This window comes from Pseudomonas cannabina (assembly GCF_900100365.1).
Classification (GTDB): Bacteria; Pseudomonadota; Gammaproteobacteria; order Pseudomonadales; family Pseudomonadaceae; genus Aquipseudomonas; species Aquipseudomonas cannabina.
In genome coordinates this window covers 2156748-2174198 of record NZ_FNKU01000001.1, presented here as the reverse complement: position 1 = coordinate 2174198, position 17451 = coordinate 2156748, and the positions used below count along the sequence as shown (strand labels likewise).

The following is a 17451-nucleotide window of genomic DNA, read 5'->3' as shown; positions in this document are numbered from 1 at the left end:
TCAAGTGCTCAGGGCCTGTTCAGGCTTCGGATCAGGCGCAGGATTGCTCAGCGAAAGCGTCTCCGGCACCGCGACCCACAACAGCACGAAAGCAGCGGCCGCAAGCCCCGCCAGGGTCAGGAACGCCGCGCTGTAGCCCGCCGCATGCACCACGAACCCGGCCAGGCTGTTGCTCAACGCCGCGCCCAGTCCGAACATCGTCGACAGCGCGCCAAGGCTGACGTTGAAGCGTCCGCTGCCCTGGGTCAGGTCCTTGACCACCAACGGAAACAAAGCGCCGAACAGACCTGCGCCGATGCCGTCGAGCATCTGCACCGCCACCAGCCAGTATGGGTCATCGGACAGGGTATAGAGCACGCCGCGAATCGGCAGAAACAGAAAACCGGCCAGCAGCAACGGCTTGCGCCCCCAGACATCGGCTTTCATCCCTACCAGCAGCGCCGCCGGAACCATGACCAGCTGCGCAGCGACAATGCACGCCGAGGTCAGCGGCGTCGCCATTTGCATGTTGATCTGCGACAGCTTCTGGCTCACCAGCGGCAGCATCGCTGCGTTGGCCAGGTGGAACAGCGCGCAGCAGATACCGAACATCAGCAACGGCTTGTTGCTCAGCAGCGCCGCGAACCCGGACGGTTGATGACCGCTGGCGTCGTGACTGGCATCGAAGCCTCGGGCAACGTCATGATCGATCGCGTCGGCGGAGACAAAGCTGATCGCTACCACGCTCGCCAGCGCCATCGCGGCCATGAGATAAAACACTGCGATCGGGCCGAACAGGTAGGCAAATCCGCCCGCCAGCAAGGCTGCGCAAGCGTTGCCCGCATGATTGAAGGTCTCGTTGCGCCCGGTGCGTCGGGTAAATGCCTTGGGTCCGGTAATGCCCAATGAAATGGCGGCGATAGCGGGTGCGAATACCGAGGCCGCGACGCTGCTCAGCGCCTGGGTCAGGGCAACGAGGGTAAATGAGGAGGTGAACGGCAGGATCAGGCAGCTCAGGGTCACCAGCAACGCCGCAACGCCGATCATCGCGCGCTTGTAAGGTGTGCGGTCGATCAAGGCTCCTGCGGGCGTCTGGGTCAGCAGCCCCGCGATGCCCGCAATGGTCATGACCACGCCGATGCTGGCCGGGTCCCATTTATGAACCGCTAGCAGGTAGATCGCCAGGTAAGGACCCAAACCATCGCGCACGTCGGCGAGGAAGAAATTCAGGCTGTCCAGTGAAAGGGTATTGCGGCGATCGGCATGACTGGCCAAGAGCGATATTCCCGTAATTCGTCAGACTCCAGGCAACCGAGTCACGACATGTCTGACCCGGGCCGTTTTCGAGAAGTTTCCCGCCAGAGATGAAACTTTAAGGTCTCAGACATTCTTTTTCTGCAGGCTTTTCATACGCTGGCTGGCGCGTTGCACGGCGGCCATTTTCTCCGGACGTTTCATGCGCTTCCATTTGCGGATGTCATCCTTGGTGCGCCCGCAACTGACACACAGGTCCCCGCTGAGCTGGCACACGGAAATGCACGGGTTTTCGATGTCTTTCGCCATGGTCAACCTCGTTTCGAGTATTTGCGCCTGATGCGTTGCTGCCAGTCGCCGCCATTCTCGTGCAGGCATTCCTGTTCAGAATCGACATGCACATGTGCCGACACATTCGCGACACTCACCTGCGCCTCGTCAAATGCCTCGCGGGTCAGCTCGATCATGCGCTCACCCATCACGCAGGCCAGCGCTGCATGCTTGTTTGCCAGCGTATCGAACACCCAGACCACCTGCAGGCTGGCCGGGAAGGCGGCGTAATCGACCTCATGAGTCAGCCAGCAGAAGCCGGGCAGTTCAGACTTGGCGGTTTCGCAGGCCTGGGTCAGCGCGGTAACAAGGCGGCGCTCGGTGTGGGCCTGCTCGCGTTTGCTCGTGGGCATCGGAGACCTTTGCTTGTGAGGATGGCCGCGTACGATACCTGATTGTCGATTCGGGCCCCAAGGCGAAAACCGGTCAATCAGCCGACAGGCTCAAAGACACGCCTTTCAATTTGCCCCGTGTCGCCAGCAGAGTGTGTGGCGACACTCGCCCGAACGAGAACGTCAATTGACGACGTGCAGCGTGCGCACCGTCAATTGAGTCGAACCCCTGAGAACGTGCCCGGTCTGTTGCTTGTAATTACTTTCAGGGATCTTTATTTATGTCGGCGCAACGTGGACTGGTATTACTTGCACGAGGCGGTTATGCCGCGCGTGGTGTGGTTTATCTGATTATTGGCCTGTTTGCCGTTCTGGCCGCGCAGGGCTCATCGCAACCGGCTGACAGTCACAGCAGCCTCGAGGCGTTGCTGAGCCAGCCGTTCGGCAACGTGCTGGTAGGGCTGGTGGTTGTCGGGCTGCTGGCCTTCGCGGCCTGGCGGGTGCTGCAAGCCACGCGGGATGTCGACCATCACGGCCGCGAGCTCAAGGGCCTGGTGATTCGTGGCGGTCTGCTGGTGGGCGGTTTCACTTACGGCGCGCTGGCGTTTTTCGCGCTCGGCCTGCTGATCAGCGGGCTGAAAAGCTCGGGTGGCTCGGGCGGTAGTCAGACCCAAGACCTGCTGGCCTCGATTCTGTCGTGGGATCACTCCAACCTGCTGGTCTATGTGGTTGCTCTGGTGCCACTGGGGCTGGGTATCGTGCACATCATCAAGGGTTATAAGGCGTCGTTCGAGAAATATTTCGAGGCTGACGAAGACGTCATGAAGTACGTGCGCCCGGTATCACGCTTCGGTCTTATCGCTCGCGGTGTGGCATTCATTGAAATCGCCGTATTGCTGGCCGTCAGCGGTTCCAGCTATCAGGCCATGCACCCGCCGGGTATGAAAGACGCGCTCAACGGTTTGCAGGAGCTGCCTGCTGGCGGGCTGGTTTTGCTGATCGTGGCGCTGGGGCTGATCGCCTTTTCGGTGTACAGCTTCGCTCAGGCAGCGTGGCGCAAGATCAACATGGATGTGCCAGACGCGCCCGACGCGGTCACCCGTCATTTCCACTGATTGCCTGTAAACAGAGGGCTGCATGACCGTCGGGTCGGGCAGCCCTTTTTACGGGCGGCTGTTTCATATAAAAAATCGTACAAAATAGTGTGAACCCTGCCTCAAGTCGCCTCCGGTATGGCCGACATCCTCATTTGAGCTCCGATCATTTTCAGGACCCCGAGCGGTTCTGGATCAGCTTCGGCGCAATAAAAACAAAAGAGGACAGCCATGACCATTCTTCAGCGAGTGATTGGTGGATTTGCCGTGCTGGTTGTGTTGCTGCTTGCCATGGCAGGTATCAGCTATCAGAGCACGCATTCGATCAGCGAACGCATCAGCATCATCACGGGTCAATCTGCGCCCCTGAGCCGGGCCGCGAGTGAGCTTTACGTGCATGTGCTGCGCGCCAACCAGGCACTGCTTGGTGTGCTGGTCAGCACCGATCCCAAACAGATCGACGATGGCAAACAGCCCTTCAACGACAGCATGGCGCGGTTCAATCAACTGCTGGACAGTGTGCCTGCTTATATAGGTGAGCGTGCCGGACTGCGCGATAACCTGAATCAGGAGCGCCAGTTGAGTGCGGCTTATGCCGAACAGGCGCAGACACTGATTGCCAGTCACCGCCAGCACGTATTGCAGGTGCTTCAGGCCAGAACGCTGCAGGGCTACAGCAGCAGCCAGGGCGCACAGCTGACCGGCTACCTTCGGAATTATATTGCCCGTGAACGCAGCGCCGGTTCTCTCGATAACGTGGCGGCGGCGGAAAAGCTGTTGCTGGAAGTCGGCAAATCCTACGAAGGCCTGGCTGCTCACGCTGCCACGCCGGATATCCAGACGTTGCAGCGGTTGCTCAACCTTCAGGACGAGGTGATCAGCTCCCGGGCGCGTGAGCTGACGGCGGTCGACCCGCGCGCCGGGCGTATTGCCGGTGTGATGGTCAACCGTCTGCTCAACGACCTGACCGGGAGTGACGGTGTCTATCAGGCCTACCGTCAGGAGGCAGCGCTGGCCGAGCAGGTCGGCAAACAGCGTCAGGCCGCAGATGCCCGTCTTCAGGCAACGCTGGACAAGATCGGTGAGTTCGGCAATCAGTCACTGGCAGTCGCTAATGAGGCCAAGGCGGGGGCTGATTCGACCATTGCTACCAGCCTTAGCCTGCTGCTGATCGCCTGTCTGCTGGCGGTACTGGCTGCGGCAATCATCGGCACCTGGGTCGCTTTCAGCCTGCGACGTACGCTGGCCGCTTTCCGCGAAGTGCTCAAGACCCTCAGCACGGGTGACATGCGCGTGCGCTTCGATGTCAGCCGGCGGGACGAATTTGGCGAGCTGGGCGGTTATCTGAACGAATTCACCCAATCGTTGCAGCAGACCTTCCGCGAGCTGATCGGCTCTGCCGACTCCCTCGCCCTGACCGCCAGCCAGAACGCGCAGATCAGTGAGCAGACCACCCGCGTGGTGGACGAGCAGAAAGACCGCCTGCATTCAGCTGCATCGGCGATGAACGAGATGGAAAGCACGGTGGAGGAAGTCGCCCGTCGCGCTCAGGACACGCGCAGCGCGGTCGACAACACCAGCGAACTGACCGACAAAGTGCAGAAGCGGGTAGCGGAAACCATCGTCAACATTCGCCAGCAGGCCGAGCAGGTCAACAAGGCGTCGGCGGTGACTGACGAGCTGCAGAAATACGGGCAGAACATCGACGGTATTGTCGACGCGATTCGTACCATTGCCGAGCAGACCAATCTGTTGGCGCTCAATGCCGCCATCGAGGCCGCGCGTGCCGGCGAGCAGGGCAGGGGCTTTGCGGTGGTTGCCGACGAAGTGCGCTCGCTGGCCAGTCGCACGCAGACGTCTACCAGCGAGATTCAGGAAATGATCGGCCAGATGCAAAGCAGGATTCACTCGGCGGTACAGGTGATGAACGAGAGTCAGATCCAGTCCGACCACTGCGTGACGCTGGCGTCGGGTGCAGACGAATTACTGGTGGAAATGGGTGAGGCTGTGGGCACGATTCGCGACATGAATATCCAGATTGCCGCTGCCACCGAGCAGCAAAGCGCAACCGTGCAGGAAACCAGCCGCATGGTCACGCATATCAATGACTCTGCCCAGCAGGCGGCCGATGGTGCCGTACAGTCTGCCAGCAGCAGCCAGGAATTGTCGAAAATGGCCAGGGATCAGCGCGAGCTGCTCCATCATTTCAGCGTTTGACGCTCGGGAGTCAGAACATGAAGCAATGGTTAACGATTTCCCTGGGCGCCGGTCTGCTCTTCGTCGGCTTGACTCATGCCAGCACACCCTTGGTGGGCGTGGGCATGGCCAAATTCAACGACAACTTTCAGACCATCCTGCGTCATGGGGTGGAGAAACAGGTGGCGTTGATGGACGCCGACATCTTCATTGAAAACGGGCAGGACGACGTAGAACTGCAGATGCGCCAGTTCCGCAATCTGGTCAACTCGAAGGTCGATGCAATCGTTGTCGCCATGGTCAACGGCAAGAGTGCGCCTGAAATGATGCGTCTGGCCGGCGAGGCGAAAATTCCGCTGGTATTCGTCAACCGTAACCCCGAGCCGGCCAAATGGCCTGCGCAGACGGCATTCGTGGGATCCGACGAACTCGAGTCCGGCACGTTGCAAATGGAGGAACTGGCACGGCGGGCCGATTACAAAGGCAATGTGGTGATCCTTGTTGGCGATCCGAGCAACAAGTCATCGGTCATGCGCACCGAGGACGTGGAAAAAGTGGTCGCCAAATACCCGAACATGAAAGTGGTGCAAAAGAAAATCGGCAACTGGGAGCGCAGTCAGGCCGCGACTATCGTGATTGACTGGATCAAGCAGGGCGTGGACTTCTCTATCGTCGCGGCCAACAACGATGAGATGGCAATTGGCGCGATCATGGGGCTGGAAAAAGCCGGAAAAAATGCCAAAAACTACCTGGTGGGCGGCATCGACGGCACCCCGGACGGCTTGAAACTTATGGCCGAAGGCAAAATGGCCGTGAGTGTGTTCCAGGACGCCGTCGGCCAGGCCAACGGCGCAGTAGACGCAGCGCTGAGCATGGCCCGTGGCGAACCCTTGGCCTCTCCGGTGATCTGGGTCCCGTTCAGACTGATTACTCCGGAGAATCGTCAGGAGTTTGAGTAAGGATTTGCGCTCTCAGTTGAAATCGAGTCATGCTGCTGACTATTGTGCCGACGCGGAGCGCCGACACGATAGTGAATGTTTGGTCACCAGGCAGTTACCACCGAAATGCTTTTGATGTGCTTTTCAACGGCGATGGCAAAGGTGTCTAGAGCCTTAACCAGCGTCACAGATCTGCACCGCATACTCAAGATCGGACGCAGAGCGTCCAGAACGGCATGCGACGCGGAGCGTCACGTTAGTCAAAGCGCTTTTTTATCGCGATGGCACTGACGACGCCGATTGCGACGTAAGTGACGGCTGAGTCCTGACACTGATCCGGGGGATGCGAGGCAGGACGCCGAGCAAGCCGCATCGGGCCATGGATGGCCCGTTGCGGCGACCCCCGGATCAGTGCCAGGACGAAGGAACCCGACGAAGTCGGGCCGGAAACGGAGCTGGGACTTTGCCTACTTTGGTCCCTCAAAGTAGGGCGCCGTAAGGGCGCAAAGGTGACCTGAGCCGTAAACAACCATCACTGACACCGCAGAACAGCTGTGTGACGCAGAGCGTCACGAACTGCATGCTCACGCGGTGCGTCAGCACGAAAGTCGCAATCGAGATGCGCCCGTTTCAGAGCCGCTTCGCAGCCGTCGTAGCCTCCTGAAGCTCCCGTTCCCTCAGGGCAGAAGTCGCTAAACGGGCGCTTCAGCCATTTACGTATGACGCACTAGACCCGAATATCCTGCGGCCCACGGATCTGCGCTTCGATCCGTGTACCGGTCAGGCGCTCTTCGTTAGAAAAGCCATCGTAGCTGGACAAGTCGCCAAAGCGGATACCGGTGAGCTGCTCGATCTGCGCGACGCTGCGTTGCCAGGTCCTGAGCGGGCCGAACATGATGTCCAGCTTACCCAGCTCGCTAGTCTGATCAATCATGTAGGCACTGGCCGACGGCTTGCCGTCATCACCGAGAAACGCCACAACCTTCCAGAATGCCGACGGAATCCGGATATTCCGGTAACTGCGGTCGTCGTCGCGCAGCACCGGCCCGGTAAACACAGTCACCCGCGATTTCCAGCGTCGCGTGTTCTCGAGAATGTAATCCTCAAGTTCCAGCCAGGTTTTCTGATTGAACGCACCCATCTGCGGCGAGCAGTTAGTGAAATGAAACGTGTCGCTGTTGGCCACCTCGGCTTCCTTGCCCCAGTTAGGGTCCTGACGCCTGACCAAATGACCGCGGTCGAGCAGATTGTCGGCGTACACACTTTCACCGATCTGCGCCTCGGCAGGCAGGCGACCGTCGAATGACCAGGAATCCTTGCTGCGTTTGACCTCAACGCTGCTGGCACCGTCGATGTTGACGCCGACATACAGCGCCAGGCGTCGGCTGCGCGACATGGTGATGGAAAAATGCGTGTAATCGAGGCGATCGCCAGCGTTGTTCAGCGGATATACATCCGGCGCCAGTTCTTCGTCCACAGCAGGCCATGGCACGATGAAATCACCGAGGAAGTTGTCGGCGTAGCCCGTACGCTTTTTCAGCTCGCTTGCCGGTGTGATGCGGGGTGCGGCCAACGCCTGAGGCTCGAGCAGAGCGGTTGAGGCGGTCAGAGGTTTGAGGTCGGCAAGACGGGGACGATAAGCCAAGTCGGCGGTTAACTTCTTGTCAGGCACTGTACTTGCTCCTTCGGTAGGCGTGAGTTTTGTTACAGTTCACCATAGACGCGTTACAGGCCGGCGTCAGGGAGGACAAATGCACAGGCTCATACGCTAAAGCTTTGGCGTTAACAGACGTTAACCATCGCAAGTGAATCACCTTCCACCCCAGGAGCAGCTGAATGCAGACGTTAAAGGCTTTGTACGAGTCAGTCGAAAAACAGTTTTTCGACACACTGACCAAGAAGCTCTCAAGTCTTTTCCTGCTGGTTGTGGTCAGCGCACTGCTGTATTGGGTGGCCTTGAACATTCGGGCCGACATCATGCTGCAATTGCGCGGCACGCAAATTGACGCTGTCGCGCTGGGCCAGATCCAGAGCCGGCTCGACCTGCTGAGCAACGCGATTTTGCTGAGTACGCTGTTCACGCTGGTCGTGGTCAGTTTCATGGTCTGGTACTTTCGTCACTTGATTGTGCGCCCGGTCCTTTCCATGACCCGTGCACTCGAGGAAGTCGCCAGCGGCGAGGGTGACCTGTCCAGGGATTTGCCGTTGCTCACCCATGACGAGATTCGCGTGCTGGCCAGTACCTGCAATCGCTTTCTGGCCAAACAGCGCGAGGTCATCAGCAGTATTCAGGGGCTGACCGTGCAGATCGCCGTCGAGTCGGCGCGTTCGCTGAAAAACATCAGCGATTCCAGTGACAGCGCCACCGATCAGGCGCGTTTCGCCCGAGAGGTCATGGACCAGAGCAACATGGCCGTGGGCAGCATCGAGGACGTGTCGCAGCAGACTCAGGGTATTTCCAGCACCACCGCGCAAAACCTGAGCATGGCCCGTGACTCATACGCCGAACTGTTGGAAGTGACTGGCAATATTAGCCAGATATCCAGCAGTCTCAACGAATTCGGCACGCTGGTATCGGGGCTGAATCAACGCTCCTCCAGCATCAAATCCATTGTCGGGCTGATTCAGCAAATTTCGGCACAAACCAATCTGTTGGCGCTCAATGCGGCCATCGAGGCAGCGCGGGCCGGGGAGAGCGGTCGTGGTTTTGCCGTGGTGGCGGATGAGGTGCGTACCCTGGCGCAGAATGTAAGCCGGGCGACTGAGGACATTTCCCGTAACATCGACGCGATGCTCGATGAGGTCAGTTCCACTCACCAGCAGACCATTCAGATCAGCCACAGCGCCCGGGAAACCCAGCTGGTGGTAGAACGCGCGTCTGGTCACTTCGAAAGCATGATTGGCGACTTCGAGTCCACTAACGACAAGCTGGCCGACATCGCTGAGCATATCCAGCAGTTTGCCTCCACCAACACGGGCATCAACGAGCGGGTCACACGGATCTACTCCGACAGCCAGGCCATCGACCAGCGCATGCAGCATTCCGCAACGGCGACCCGCGATCTGTCCGGTGTCGCCGAGCAAGTGCAGGCGCTGCTCGGGCGCTTCGTGCTCGGCCATGGCGAGCTGGACGCGGCGATCACCCGGGCCAGTCAGTGCCGGGACATTCTGCAGGTACGTCTGGCTGAGCTGCACAAGCAGGGCGTCAACCTGTTCGACCAGAGCTACAAGCTGATTCCAGGCACCGACCCCAAGCAATACAGCACCAGTTACAGCGAGCGTTTTGCGCAAGTCTGCCAGGAAGAATGTGACAAGTTGACCAAAGGGACGCGGGGCGGGAAGGTGACGTTTATCGTCGACAGCAAGGGTTATTGCCCGGTCAACAACAGCTGGGTCTCGCAGAAGCCGACCGGCAACCGTGAAATAGACCTGCCAGTCTGCCGTAACAAACGCATGTTCTCCGACCCGATCGGCTTGCGCGCGGCAGGTAACAAGCAGCGTTTCCTGTTACAGACTTACTTGCGTGACACTGGTGAAATCATGACCGAAATCGATGTGCCGTTCTTTTTCGAGGGGCGCCACTGGGGTAACTTGCGGATGGGGTTCGATGCGGCGCTGCTGTTGGGCAAGTGACGGGCCCCGTGACGTGGGCGCGGACCGGGCGACGCTTCGCTTGTCCGCGAGCTATCGGGAACCGGCAGTAAAACCGACCGCTTCGGTGTACCTGACACAACCGTAGCCACCGGTTTAAGGGCCGCTCCACAGCCCATCGAAGCCGGCGAAATCTCCTGAAGCGCCTACACAAGCATCTCGTGCCAGCGGTTAGCCCAGCAGGTGTTGCGAAATGTACCTGGAGATCTGGACAACCGACGTTTTACCGGTGAATTCGAATTTCACCTTGCCGATTGCCGAAAAGTAAATTTCCAGCTCGGAGTCCAGGTCGAAGGTGCCCGAGGTTTCAACCGACCAGGCCACGATGTTTTTGTACGGCAGGGAAGTAAAATCTTTCTTGCTACCGGTCAAACCCTGCACGTTGACCGAAATGATGCGTTTGGTGGTAAACACCACGCCGTCGCGCATGGACTTGTAAGAGTCAATCACTTCTTCGTTATCCAGCAACAGATCCTTGACCCGGTCGGCATATTCGTCATTCTGTTTGAGTTTGAAGAAGCCCTTGTTATTGAAATCAATCATCTGTCTATCCTTGAGTGTTCGTTTTTAGTCGGGGTGCGGAGCATGCGCCCGGTGGCGGCTCAGAATAGCATCGGCCGTGGCGCTTTATTCTGCAGTCATGCAGGAGGATTGCGCCGGACGGACTTGAAACAACTGAACGTTCACGCAGGCAAAGGCTCAATTTCTACAAGGCGCTGATTTCCAGATCGCCCTCGGAGGTGTGACTTTGAACATTCAAGACCTGACAAAACATGTGAAAGACAGCAAGGTTCACGAACTCGATCTGATCTCCATGGAAGGCGGATCTTACGTGCTCCACGCTTTAGTGGACGGCAAGTCTGTACCGATAGAAGATTCAACCGGCAAGACCTTGCACATTGCCTCGGTAGAAGAGGCACGCAAGGTGCTGTCTTCGGTACCGGATGTGAAACTTTTTATGGCCCAGGCTGTGGCTCACGACGAGATGGTCGGGCTGGACAGCGTTCAGCCCGAATCCTCGCGTCATGAGATTCTGCTGCGCTCGAGCCTTTGATCGCGGGGTCAGGCGCTGCGCCTGACCGCGATGCATTTGATCTCCAGCAGCAGGCCGGGATGGGCCAGTTCTGCGACGCCTATGCAGGTCCATGCACATTGCCCGCGCGGGAAGATACGGTTCTTAACTTCGCGGAATACCGGCATGTGTTCGCTCATGGCGACGTGATAGGTGGTCATGTCGACGATGTCGTCGAACGTGCAGCCGCCTTCAGCCAGTACGGTGCGCAGGTTCTCCCAACAGGCGACGAACTGCGCCTCCGGGTTGAGGATGACTTCCATATCCCGTGTGCGTCCCACTTGCCCGGCACAATAGAGCGTGTCACCCACTCTGACGGCCGGTGCATAGCCTGCACGGTCCATGATTGATTGCAGGGTGGGCGGGACGATGATTTCGCGATCTGACATGTGTAGCACCTGTGTGTAACGTTCAAGTCTGTAGTTTCCAGGCGTGTGGCATGTGAAACGTGCAGCGCCTTTTGTTCTGCGAGTCAATGACCGCGATGTTCAGTTCTTGGCGGCGGGTTTGGCCGCACGACGCGGTTTCTTCACCGTACCGCCCGCAGACGCAGCAACTGCCGTAGTGCTGCGCTTGGCGGTCTTGCGTTTTTTCTTCCAGGGCGGCGCAACGCCTGCCGGGCTGGCCGGGCCGCTGATGGTCATGCGCATGCCGACGCAGCGACTGACCTGTTTGCTCATCCACGCTGCCTGCTTGGCGACGAACTCCTCGAGGCTCATTTCGCCGCTTTGCACCATGTCCAGCGCCTGTTCCCAGATCGCTGTAGTGCCCGGGTCGGCGATGGCGCGAGGCACCGCGTCGATCAGGCTGAAGGCTGCCGGTGTGGCACACAGGGCCTTGCCTTGCTTGGTTAGATAACCCCGGTCCAGCAGACCCTGAATGATCCCGGCGCGAGTGGCTTCGGTGCCGATGCCGGTGGTGTCCTTGAGCTTTTGCTTGAGCAGCGGGTCCTCCACCAGTTTGGCGACGTTCTTCATCGCTTTGATCAGGTCGCCTTCGGTGAATGGCTTGGGTGGCTGGGTCCAGAGGTCCTTGAGCATGACTTCGGCCACGCCGCACTCGCAGCCTTGAAACAACGTTGGCAGGGGCTGCGGTGCAGGCGCTTCGCGACCTTTGGCCGGGGCGAGCGCTTCGGGCATGGCGCGTTTCCAGCCCGGCTCGACGATCTGTTTGCCGACCGCGCGCAGGGCATGTCCTGCGCAGTCGAAGTCGGCCTGGGTTCGGTCGTATTCATGGTTGGGCAGAAACTGCGCCAGATAGCGCGCCCTGATCAGGGTATAGACCGCCCGGGGTTTGCCGCTCAGGCGCTCGACGCCGCGCACGGCGGCAGTCGGAATGATGCCGTGGTGGGCGGTGACCTTGGCGTCGTTCCAGGCGCGCGAACGGCGTTGCGGATCAAGGTGTGGCAACAGACCGGCCAGCGCAGAGTCCGCCTTGGCCAGTGCGGCAATGATGCCCGCTGCTTCGCCATGCTGACTGTTCGGCAAATAGCCGCAATCACTGCGCGGGTATGTGATGACCTTGTGGGTTTCATACAGCGACTGGGCGATATCGAGGGTTTCCTGTGCACCGAGCCCGAGCTTTTTCGAGCAGATTTCCTGCAGGGTGCCAAGGTCGAACGGCAGTGGTGCGGCCTCACGTATCCGCTCGGTGCGCAGCTTGACCAGCCTGGCGCTGGCAGCAGCGCGCATGGCCTCGGCGGCCTGTTGCGCCAGTGGCTGATTCAGGCAGCGGTCCTGATCGTCACAGGCATCCGACGGCGCGCGCCACTGGGCGATGAACGCCTGATCGTCGTGCAGCAGTTTGACGTCGATGGCCCAGAAGGGCGCCGGCACGAAGTCGGCGATGCTGCGATCCCGGTCCACCACCAGCCGCAGGGTCGGGGTTTGTACGCGGCCGACCGGCAGCACGCCCTGATAACCGGATTGTCGGCCCAGCAACGTGAACAGACGGCTCATGTTCATGCCGATCAGCCAGTCGGCGCGGGAGCGACCCAGCGCCGAGTGATACAGGCTGAAAGTGTCGGCCCCTGGCTTGAGCGCCGCCAGCGCCTTGCGAATCGAGGCGTCATCGAGCGCCGACAACCACAGCCGCTGGATCGGGCCGCGATAGCGGCAGTGCTCGACCAGCTCGCGGGCGATCATTTCGCCTTCGCGGTCCGCGTCTGTGGCGATCACCAGTTCCTGAGCCTCGCCCAGCAATCGCTTGACAGCCTTGAACTGGCTGGCGGTGCGGGGTTTGACCAGCATCTTCCACTTTTCCGGGACGATGGGCAGGTCTTCGAGGACCCAGCGTTTGTAACGCGCGTCATAGGCATCCGGCGGGGCAGTTTCCAGCAGGTGGCCAATGCACCAGGTCACGGTCGCATGGGCCCCCACCCAGCAGCCGTCGCCACGTCGGGTAGCGCCGAGCGCAGCCGCAATGTCCTTGGCCTGGGAAGGTTTTTCGCAAAGAAACAGCCGCATGACTACCGTCGTCGAGTACCGGTGTGAGGCTGCAAGGATGGACTTTGAACGGACGCGGAGCAAGTTTTATCTGTATGGATATACAGATAAAAAGGTTTCAAGCGCTGTCATGCGGGTTGCCACAGGCACGACAGCGCTGCAGATCGAGGACCGTGTTTCATGCGCGATCAGCCAGTCTCGTTCAGCTCAGCAGCTCCGAAAACGCCTTGTCGGCCTCCAGCACGGCGGGCAGCCCGGCAAACAGAAGGTCCAGATCAATACCTTCCATCAGTGGTCCGCCAGATGCTGTTTGCGCTGCGGGCGTGGCACCGCCGTGGGTTTCCAGGGCGTCCGAAATGGTGATCGCCTGGGCAACGATCCGCGGTAACGGTGCATTGTCGGGCGCCTGCATCGGTTTGGCCTGATAAGCGATGGCCTGCAGAATCACGTGCGGGAGTTGCCAGCGGCGGGCCAGTTCAGCGCCGACTTCCGGATAGCTGAAACCCAGTTGCAGGGTTTCTCCGGCACCGCGTCCCGGTGTATTGGAGTTGGCGGCATTGTTCAGACGCTCTGCAACCTCAGGGGCGCCGGTCTGGATCAGCAGCTCGCCGATGTTGTGCATCACACCGCAGGTGAAGGCAATTTCCGGATCGACAGTGCCCTGCCGGGCCAGCATCCGGCAGATACCTGCTACCTGAAAGCTCTTCAGCCAGAAACCTTTGAGGTCAAAACTCGGCCCGGCCTTGAACGCGCCGGTCACCGCCGAGGCCATGACCAGCGTGCGCAGGGTGTTGAAACCCAAGCGCATGGCGGCGTCTTCGATACTGGCAGAATCCCGCGAACCACGAAACCTGGCCGAGTTGGCGAGGCGTAACACTTTGGCGGCAATCACCGGGTCCTTCTCTATATTGCGGGCAATGCTTTCCAGATTGGAGGAGGGGTTGTCGAACTGCAGCATCAAGTCCTGAGCCACTTTGGGAATGCTCGGGAGACTATGCAAATCGTCAAAAAGCTTTTCGATACTCAGCATGGCATGGCCATCCTCTGCAGGGCGGGGATGATTTCACCATAGCCAGTTTTTTAGGCTCTGCACGTTTTGCAATCGTTTGTGGGACAGGTATCTCACGCGTCACAAAAAAATAATCAAAGACTTGTCGGTCGCTGCCGATATGACGACGCAAGCGATTCCGTAAAGTGTCGATGCCTGATCCTGGCTGCTGGTTTCAAAATAGCCATCACGCCTGTCGACCCCGGTTGCTGAACGGCCAGTAGTTTGCGCTGTTGAAAAGACAGTGCAGTTGTGACGTTTGATTGACGATCCAGAGATCGTCCTAATTGGTTTTTGCCGTGGAAGTAACCGCTATGAAAAGTCTGGGTTTCAGCAAAAAAATCCTTCTCGCCGCTGCACTGATTGTGGTCGTTGCGTTCAGTGTGTTCATTGTCGTCAATGACTATCGACAACGTCAGTCGCTCAAATCCAGTGTCAAGGCCGAGTTGCAACAATTGGGGACATTGACCACGCAGAATATTCAGACGTGGCTGGAAAGTCGTATTCAATTGCTGCAATCGATGTCGCAACAAATCGCCGTGGACGGCAAGGAATTACCGCAATTGCAGCGTGCAATTGGTCTGGCAACTTACAGCGACAACTTCCAGCTGAGCTATTTCGGCAGTACCGAAGGCGTGATGTTCTCGGTCCCGGCCGGCAATCGTCCAGCTGATTATGACCCGCGTGCGCGTGGCTGGTATAAAGCCGCGCAAAATGCGCCGGGCACCATTGTGACCGAACCGTACATTGCCGCATCGTCCGGCAAACTGGTCATGACCCTTGCCACGCCGGTCAAGATCCAGAATCAGTTCGCCGGGGTAGCCGGTGCCGATATATCGCTGGATAACGTCACGAAAATCATTAACTCGCTGAACTTCGATGGCCACGGTTATGCGTTTCTGGTCAGTGCCGTCGGCAAGATTCTGGTGCATCCGGACAGTAAACTGGTGCTCAAGAACATCAGCGAGGCCTACCCGGGCAACACGCCGAAAATTGCCACGGGTGTGACCGAAATCGACTCCGGCAAACAGCCCGAAATCATTTCCTTCACCCCGGTTCAGGGCGTTTCGACTGCCAACTGGTACGTGGCGCTGGTGCTGGAGCAGGATTCTGCCTACGCCATGCTGAGCGAGTTCCGCACCTCTGCCATCACCGCAATGGTGGTTGTGGTGATGGTGATCATTCTGCTGCTGGGCCTGCTGATCCGCGTGCTGATGCAGCCGTTGCACCAGATGGGCCGTGCGATGCGCGATATTGCCGACGGTGAAGGTGACCTGACCAAGCGTCTGGCCATCACGTCACAGGATGAATTTGGCGCATTGGCCGAGTCGTTCAACCATTTCGTCGAGCGTATTCACACCTCGATTCGCGAAGTGGCCTCGACAGCGGCGCAACTGGGCGAAGTGGCCACACGCGTGGTCAAGGTCTCCAACGCGTCGATGGGTAACTCCGACCAGCAGGCCAACCGCACCGAAAGCGTGGCCGCGGCGATCAATGAACTGGGCGCGGCGGCCCAGGAAATCGCGCAAAACGCTGCGCGCACGTCGCAGCAGTCGAGTGATGCCAGCGGCCTGGCCAGTGATGGTCAGAACGTGGTGCAGCAGACCATCAAGGCAATGAACGAGCTGTCCGGCAAGATCAGTGAGTCGTGCGTGAACATCGAGAGCCTGAATGGCAAGACGGCCAACATCGGGCAGATTCTTGAGGTGATCACCAGCATTTCCCAGCAAACCAACCTGCTGGCGCTCAACGCAGCCATCGAAGCGGCGCGCGCCGGTGAGGCCGGGCGCGGCTTTGCGGTGGTCGCGGACGAAGTGCGTAATTTGGCGCATCGCACCCAGGATTCAGCTCAGCAAGTGCAGAAGATGATCGAAGAGTTGCAGGTTGGAGCCCGTGAAGCGGTGACCAACATGACCGAAAGCCAGCGTCAGAGCGAGGACAGCGTCGGTATCGCCAACCTTGCCGGTGAGCGCCTGAGCAGCGTGACCCGCCGCATTGAAGAGATCAACGGCATGAACCAGTCGGTCGCGGCGGCAACCGAAGAGCAGACCTCGGTGGTCGAGTCGATCAACGTCGACATCACCCACATCAACACCCTCAACCAACTGGGCGTCGACAACCTGCGCCAGACCCTGGAAGCCTGCAACTCCCTCGAAGAACAAGCCGCCCGACTGCAACAACTGGTCGGCAGCTTCAGGATCTGATCCTGCACCTCTGCGTCGCTGCCAACGTACGCGATAGCACTGGCGACGCAGAGTGCGAAGAAGTCGGGCCGGAAACGGAGCCAGGGGCTTTGGTTACTTTGGCCCCATCAAAGTCACTCGCAGAGGGGCGAAAAGGTGCCTTGAGCCGTAAACAAACATCACTGAAATCGCAGAACCGCTGAGTGACGCGAAACGTCCCCCATCTGCATCGCACACTAAAGATCGGACGCAGAGCGTCCAGAACGGCATGCGACGCAGAGCGTCGCACGATAGTCAAAGCGCTTTTTTATCACGATGTCACTGACGACGCCGATTGCGACGTAAGTGACGGCTGAGTCCTGGCGCTGATCCGGGGGATGCGAGGCAGGACGCCGAGCAAGCTGCACCGGGCCATGGATGGCCCGTTGCGGCGGCCCCCGGATCAGTGTCAGGACGAAGGAACCCGACGAAGTCGGGCCGGAAACGGAGCCGGGACTTTGCCTACTTTGGTCCCTCAAAGTAGGGTGCCGTAAGGGCGCAAAGGTGACCTGAGTCAGAAACAAACATCACTGCCATCGCAGAACCGCTGCGTGACGCGGAGAAGAGTTCGTTACAGCCTTCAGGAATAGGGTGTTTGGACCAGCGTCTTCGTGAGCAAGCTCACTCCCACAAGTATCTATGCTCCGTCTAATGCTGTTCGCCGGGGGGCGCAAAGGTGACCTGAGTCAGAAACAAACAGCACTGACATCGCAGAACCGCTGTGTGACGCAGAGCGTCACGAACTGCATACCGACGCAGAGCGCCGGCACGATAGCAACTCCCCTCGTCGCGCCACTCCGTCCAGCAGACAAGAATCCCATGTGCGCATTGCAACAACACCTGCGACAAACTGTTATCCCCCCGTCATTTGCGGTTCATGCGGTTGCAACA

At 59.1% G+C, this 17451-nt stretch carries 14 protein-coding genes and 1 pseudogene; 7 read left to right on the top strand and 8 right to left on the bottom strand.

What is annotated here, in order from left to right:
* From BLT55_RS10105 to BLT55_RS10095, 3 genes are all read right to left on the bottom strand, one after another.
* On the bottom strand, positions 1–1254 hold the full coding sequence (locus tag BLT55_RS10105; RefSeq protein ID WP_055000332.1) for an MFS transporter: 1254 nt from the start codon (positions 1252–1254) through the stop codon (positions 1–3).
* Positions 1255–1359: 105 nt separating this feature from the next.
* Positions 1360–1542, bottom strand: a complete 183-nt coding sequence (locus BLT55_RS10100) for a DUF1289 domain-containing protein (protein ID WP_007249718.1) — start codon at positions 1540–1542, stop codon at positions 1360–1362.
* 2 nt (positions 1543–1544) lie between these two features.
* On the bottom strand, positions 1545–1916 hold the full coding sequence (locus tag BLT55_RS10095; RefSeq protein ID WP_055000333.1) for a hypothetical protein: 372 nt from the start codon (positions 1914–1916) through the stop codon (positions 1545–1547).
* Positions 1917–2176: 260 nt separating this feature from the next.
* Here BLT55_RS10095 and BLT55_RS10090 point away from each other — a divergent pair, with 260 nt between their 5' ends.
* From BLT55_RS10090 to BLT55_RS10080, 3 genes are all read left to right on the top strand, one after another.
* Positions 2177–3010, top strand: coding sequence for a DUF1206 domain-containing protein (locus tag BLT55_RS10090; RefSeq protein ID WP_055000334.1), 834 nt, complete (start codon positions 2177–2179; stop codon positions 3008–3010).
* 210 nt (positions 3011–3220) lie between these two features.
* Positions 3221–5206 carry a methyl-accepting chemotaxis protein gene (locus BLT55_RS10085; protein ID WP_055000335.1) on the top strand — a complete coding sequence of 662 codons (1986 nt, stop codon included), beginning with the start codon at positions 3221–3223 and terminating at the stop codon, positions 5204–5206.
* 17 nt (positions 5207–5223) lie between these two features.
* The gene (locus BLT55_RS10080) at positions 5224–6144 is read left to right on the top strand and encodes a substrate-binding domain-containing protein (protein WP_055000336.1); all 921 of its coding nucleotides are present in this window, start codon (positions 5224–5226) and stop codon (positions 6142–6144) included.
* Between the two features lie 706 nt (positions 6145–6850).
* Here BLT55_RS10080 and BLT55_RS10070 read toward each other — a convergent pair.
* Positions 6851–7795, bottom strand: coding sequence for a DNA/RNA non-specific endonuclease (locus BLT55_RS10070; protein WP_055002099.1), 945 nt, complete (start codon positions 7793–7795; stop codon positions 6851–6853).
* A 164-nt stretch (positions 7796–7959) separates the two neighbouring features.
* On the opposite strand from BLT55_RS10070, the gene BLT55_RS10065 reads away from it, so the two are divergent.
* Positions 7960–9756, top strand: a complete 1797-nt coding sequence (locus tag BLT55_RS10065) for a methyl-accepting chemotaxis protein (protein ID WP_055002098.1) — start codon at positions 7960–7962, stop codon at positions 9754–9756.
* Between the two features lie 189 nt (positions 9757–9945).
* On the opposite strand, the gene BLT55_RS10060 is transcribed toward BLT55_RS10065, so the two are convergent.
* A complete protein-coding gene (locus tag BLT55_RS10060) occupies positions 9946–10317 on the bottom strand; it encodes a PH domain-containing protein (protein ID WP_007249709.1) in 372 nt (123 codons plus the stop codon).
* 199 nt (positions 10318–10516) lie between these two features.
* On the opposite strand from BLT55_RS10060, the gene BLT55_RS10055 reads away from it, so the two are divergent.
* Positions 10517–10828: a DUF6482 family protein gene (locus tag BLT55_RS10055; RefSeq protein ID WP_042912923.1), complete on the top strand. Its 312-nt coding sequence runs from the start codon at positions 10517–10519 to the stop codon at positions 10826–10828.
* 8 nt (positions 10829–10836) lie between these two features.
* Here the strand turns inward: BLT55_RS10055 and BLT55_RS10050 are convergent, their stop codons facing one another.
* The 3 genes from BLT55_RS10050 to BLT55_RS10040 all read right to left on the bottom strand — a co-directional run bounded on the left by BLT55_RS10050 (position 10837) and on the right by BLT55_RS10040 (position 14320).
* Positions 10837–11235 (bottom strand): RidA family protein, encoded by a 399-nt coding sequence (locus tag BLT55_RS10050; RefSeq protein WP_055002097.1) that lies wholly within the window; start codon positions 11233–11235, stop codon positions 10837–10839.
* Between the two features lie 99 nt (positions 11236–11334).
* Positions 11335–13311, bottom strand: coding sequence for a DNA topoisomerase III (locus tag BLT55_RS10045; RefSeq protein ID WP_055002096.1), 1977 nt, complete (start codon positions 13309–13311; stop codon positions 11335–11337).
* A gap of 181 nt (positions 13312–13492) precedes the next feature.
* Positions 13493–14320 (bottom strand): HDOD domain-containing protein, encoded by an 828-nt coding sequence (locus BLT55_RS10040; RefSeq protein ID WP_007249705.1) that lies wholly within the window; start codon positions 14318–14320, stop codon positions 13493–13495.
* Between the two features lie 332 nt (positions 14321–14652).
* Between BLT55_RS10040 and BLT55_RS34770 the strand changes: the two are divergent.
* Both BLT55_RS34770 and BLT55_RS34765 read left to right on the top strand, forming a co-directional pair.
* Positions 14653–15684: pseudogene (locus BLT55_RS34770) on the top strand (HAMP domain-containing protein); the annotation flags it as partial.
* Between the two features lie 93 nt (positions 15685–15777).
* Complete coding sequence (locus BLT55_RS34765; protein ID WP_375233507.1) at positions 15778–16542, top strand: methyl-accepting chemotaxis protein; 765 nt, start codon at positions 15778–15780, stop codon at positions 16540–16542.
* Positions 16543–17451 lie beyond the last annotated feature (909 nt).

Bases quoted from the DNA above. Each gene is read 5' to 3' on its own strand.
- BLT55_RS10040 (WP_007249705.1), bottom strand. From the start codon at position 14,320: ATGCTGAGTATCGAAAAGCTTTTTGACGATTTGCATAGTCTCCCGAGC.
- BLT55_RS10050 (WP_055002097.1), bottom strand. From the start codon at position 11,235: ATGTCAGATCGCGAAATCATCGTCCCGCCCACCCTGCAATCAATCATG.
- BLT55_RS10100 (WP_007249718.1), bottom strand. From the start codon at position 1,542: ATGGCGAAAGACATCGAAAACCCGTGCATTTCCGTGTGCCAGCTCAGC.
- BLT55_RS10065 (WP_055002098.1), top strand. From the start codon at position 7,960: ATGCAGACGTTAAAGGCTTTGTACGAGTCAGTCGAAAAACAGTTTTTC.
- BLT55_RS10060 (WP_007249709.1), bottom strand. From the start codon at position 10,317: ATGATTGATTTCAATAACAAGGGCTTCTTCAAACTCAAACAGAATGAC.
- BLT55_RS10080 (WP_055000336.1), top strand. From the start codon at position 5,224: ATGAAGCAATGGTTAACGATTTCCCTGGGCGCCGGTCTGCTCTTCGTC.
- BLT55_RS10095 (WP_055000333.1), bottom strand. From the start codon at position 1,916: ATGCCCACGAGCAAACGCGAGCAGGCCCACACCGAGCGCCGCCTTGTT.
- BLT55_RS34765 (WP_375233507.1), top strand. From the start codon at position 15,778: ATGGGTAACTCCGACCAGCAGGCCAACCGCACCGAAAGCGTGGCCGCG.
- BLT55_RS10045 (WP_055002096.1), bottom strand. From the start codon at position 13,311: ATGCGGCTGTTTCTTTGCGAAAAACCTTCCCAGGCCAAGGACATTGCG.
- BLT55_RS10085 (WP_055000335.1), top strand. From the start codon at position 3,221: ATGACCATTCTTCAGCGAGTGATTGGTGGATTTGCCGTGCTGGTTGTG.
- BLT55_RS10090 (WP_055000334.1), top strand. From the start codon at position 2,177: ATGTCGGCGCAACGTGGACTGGTATTACTTGCACGAGGCGGTTATGCC.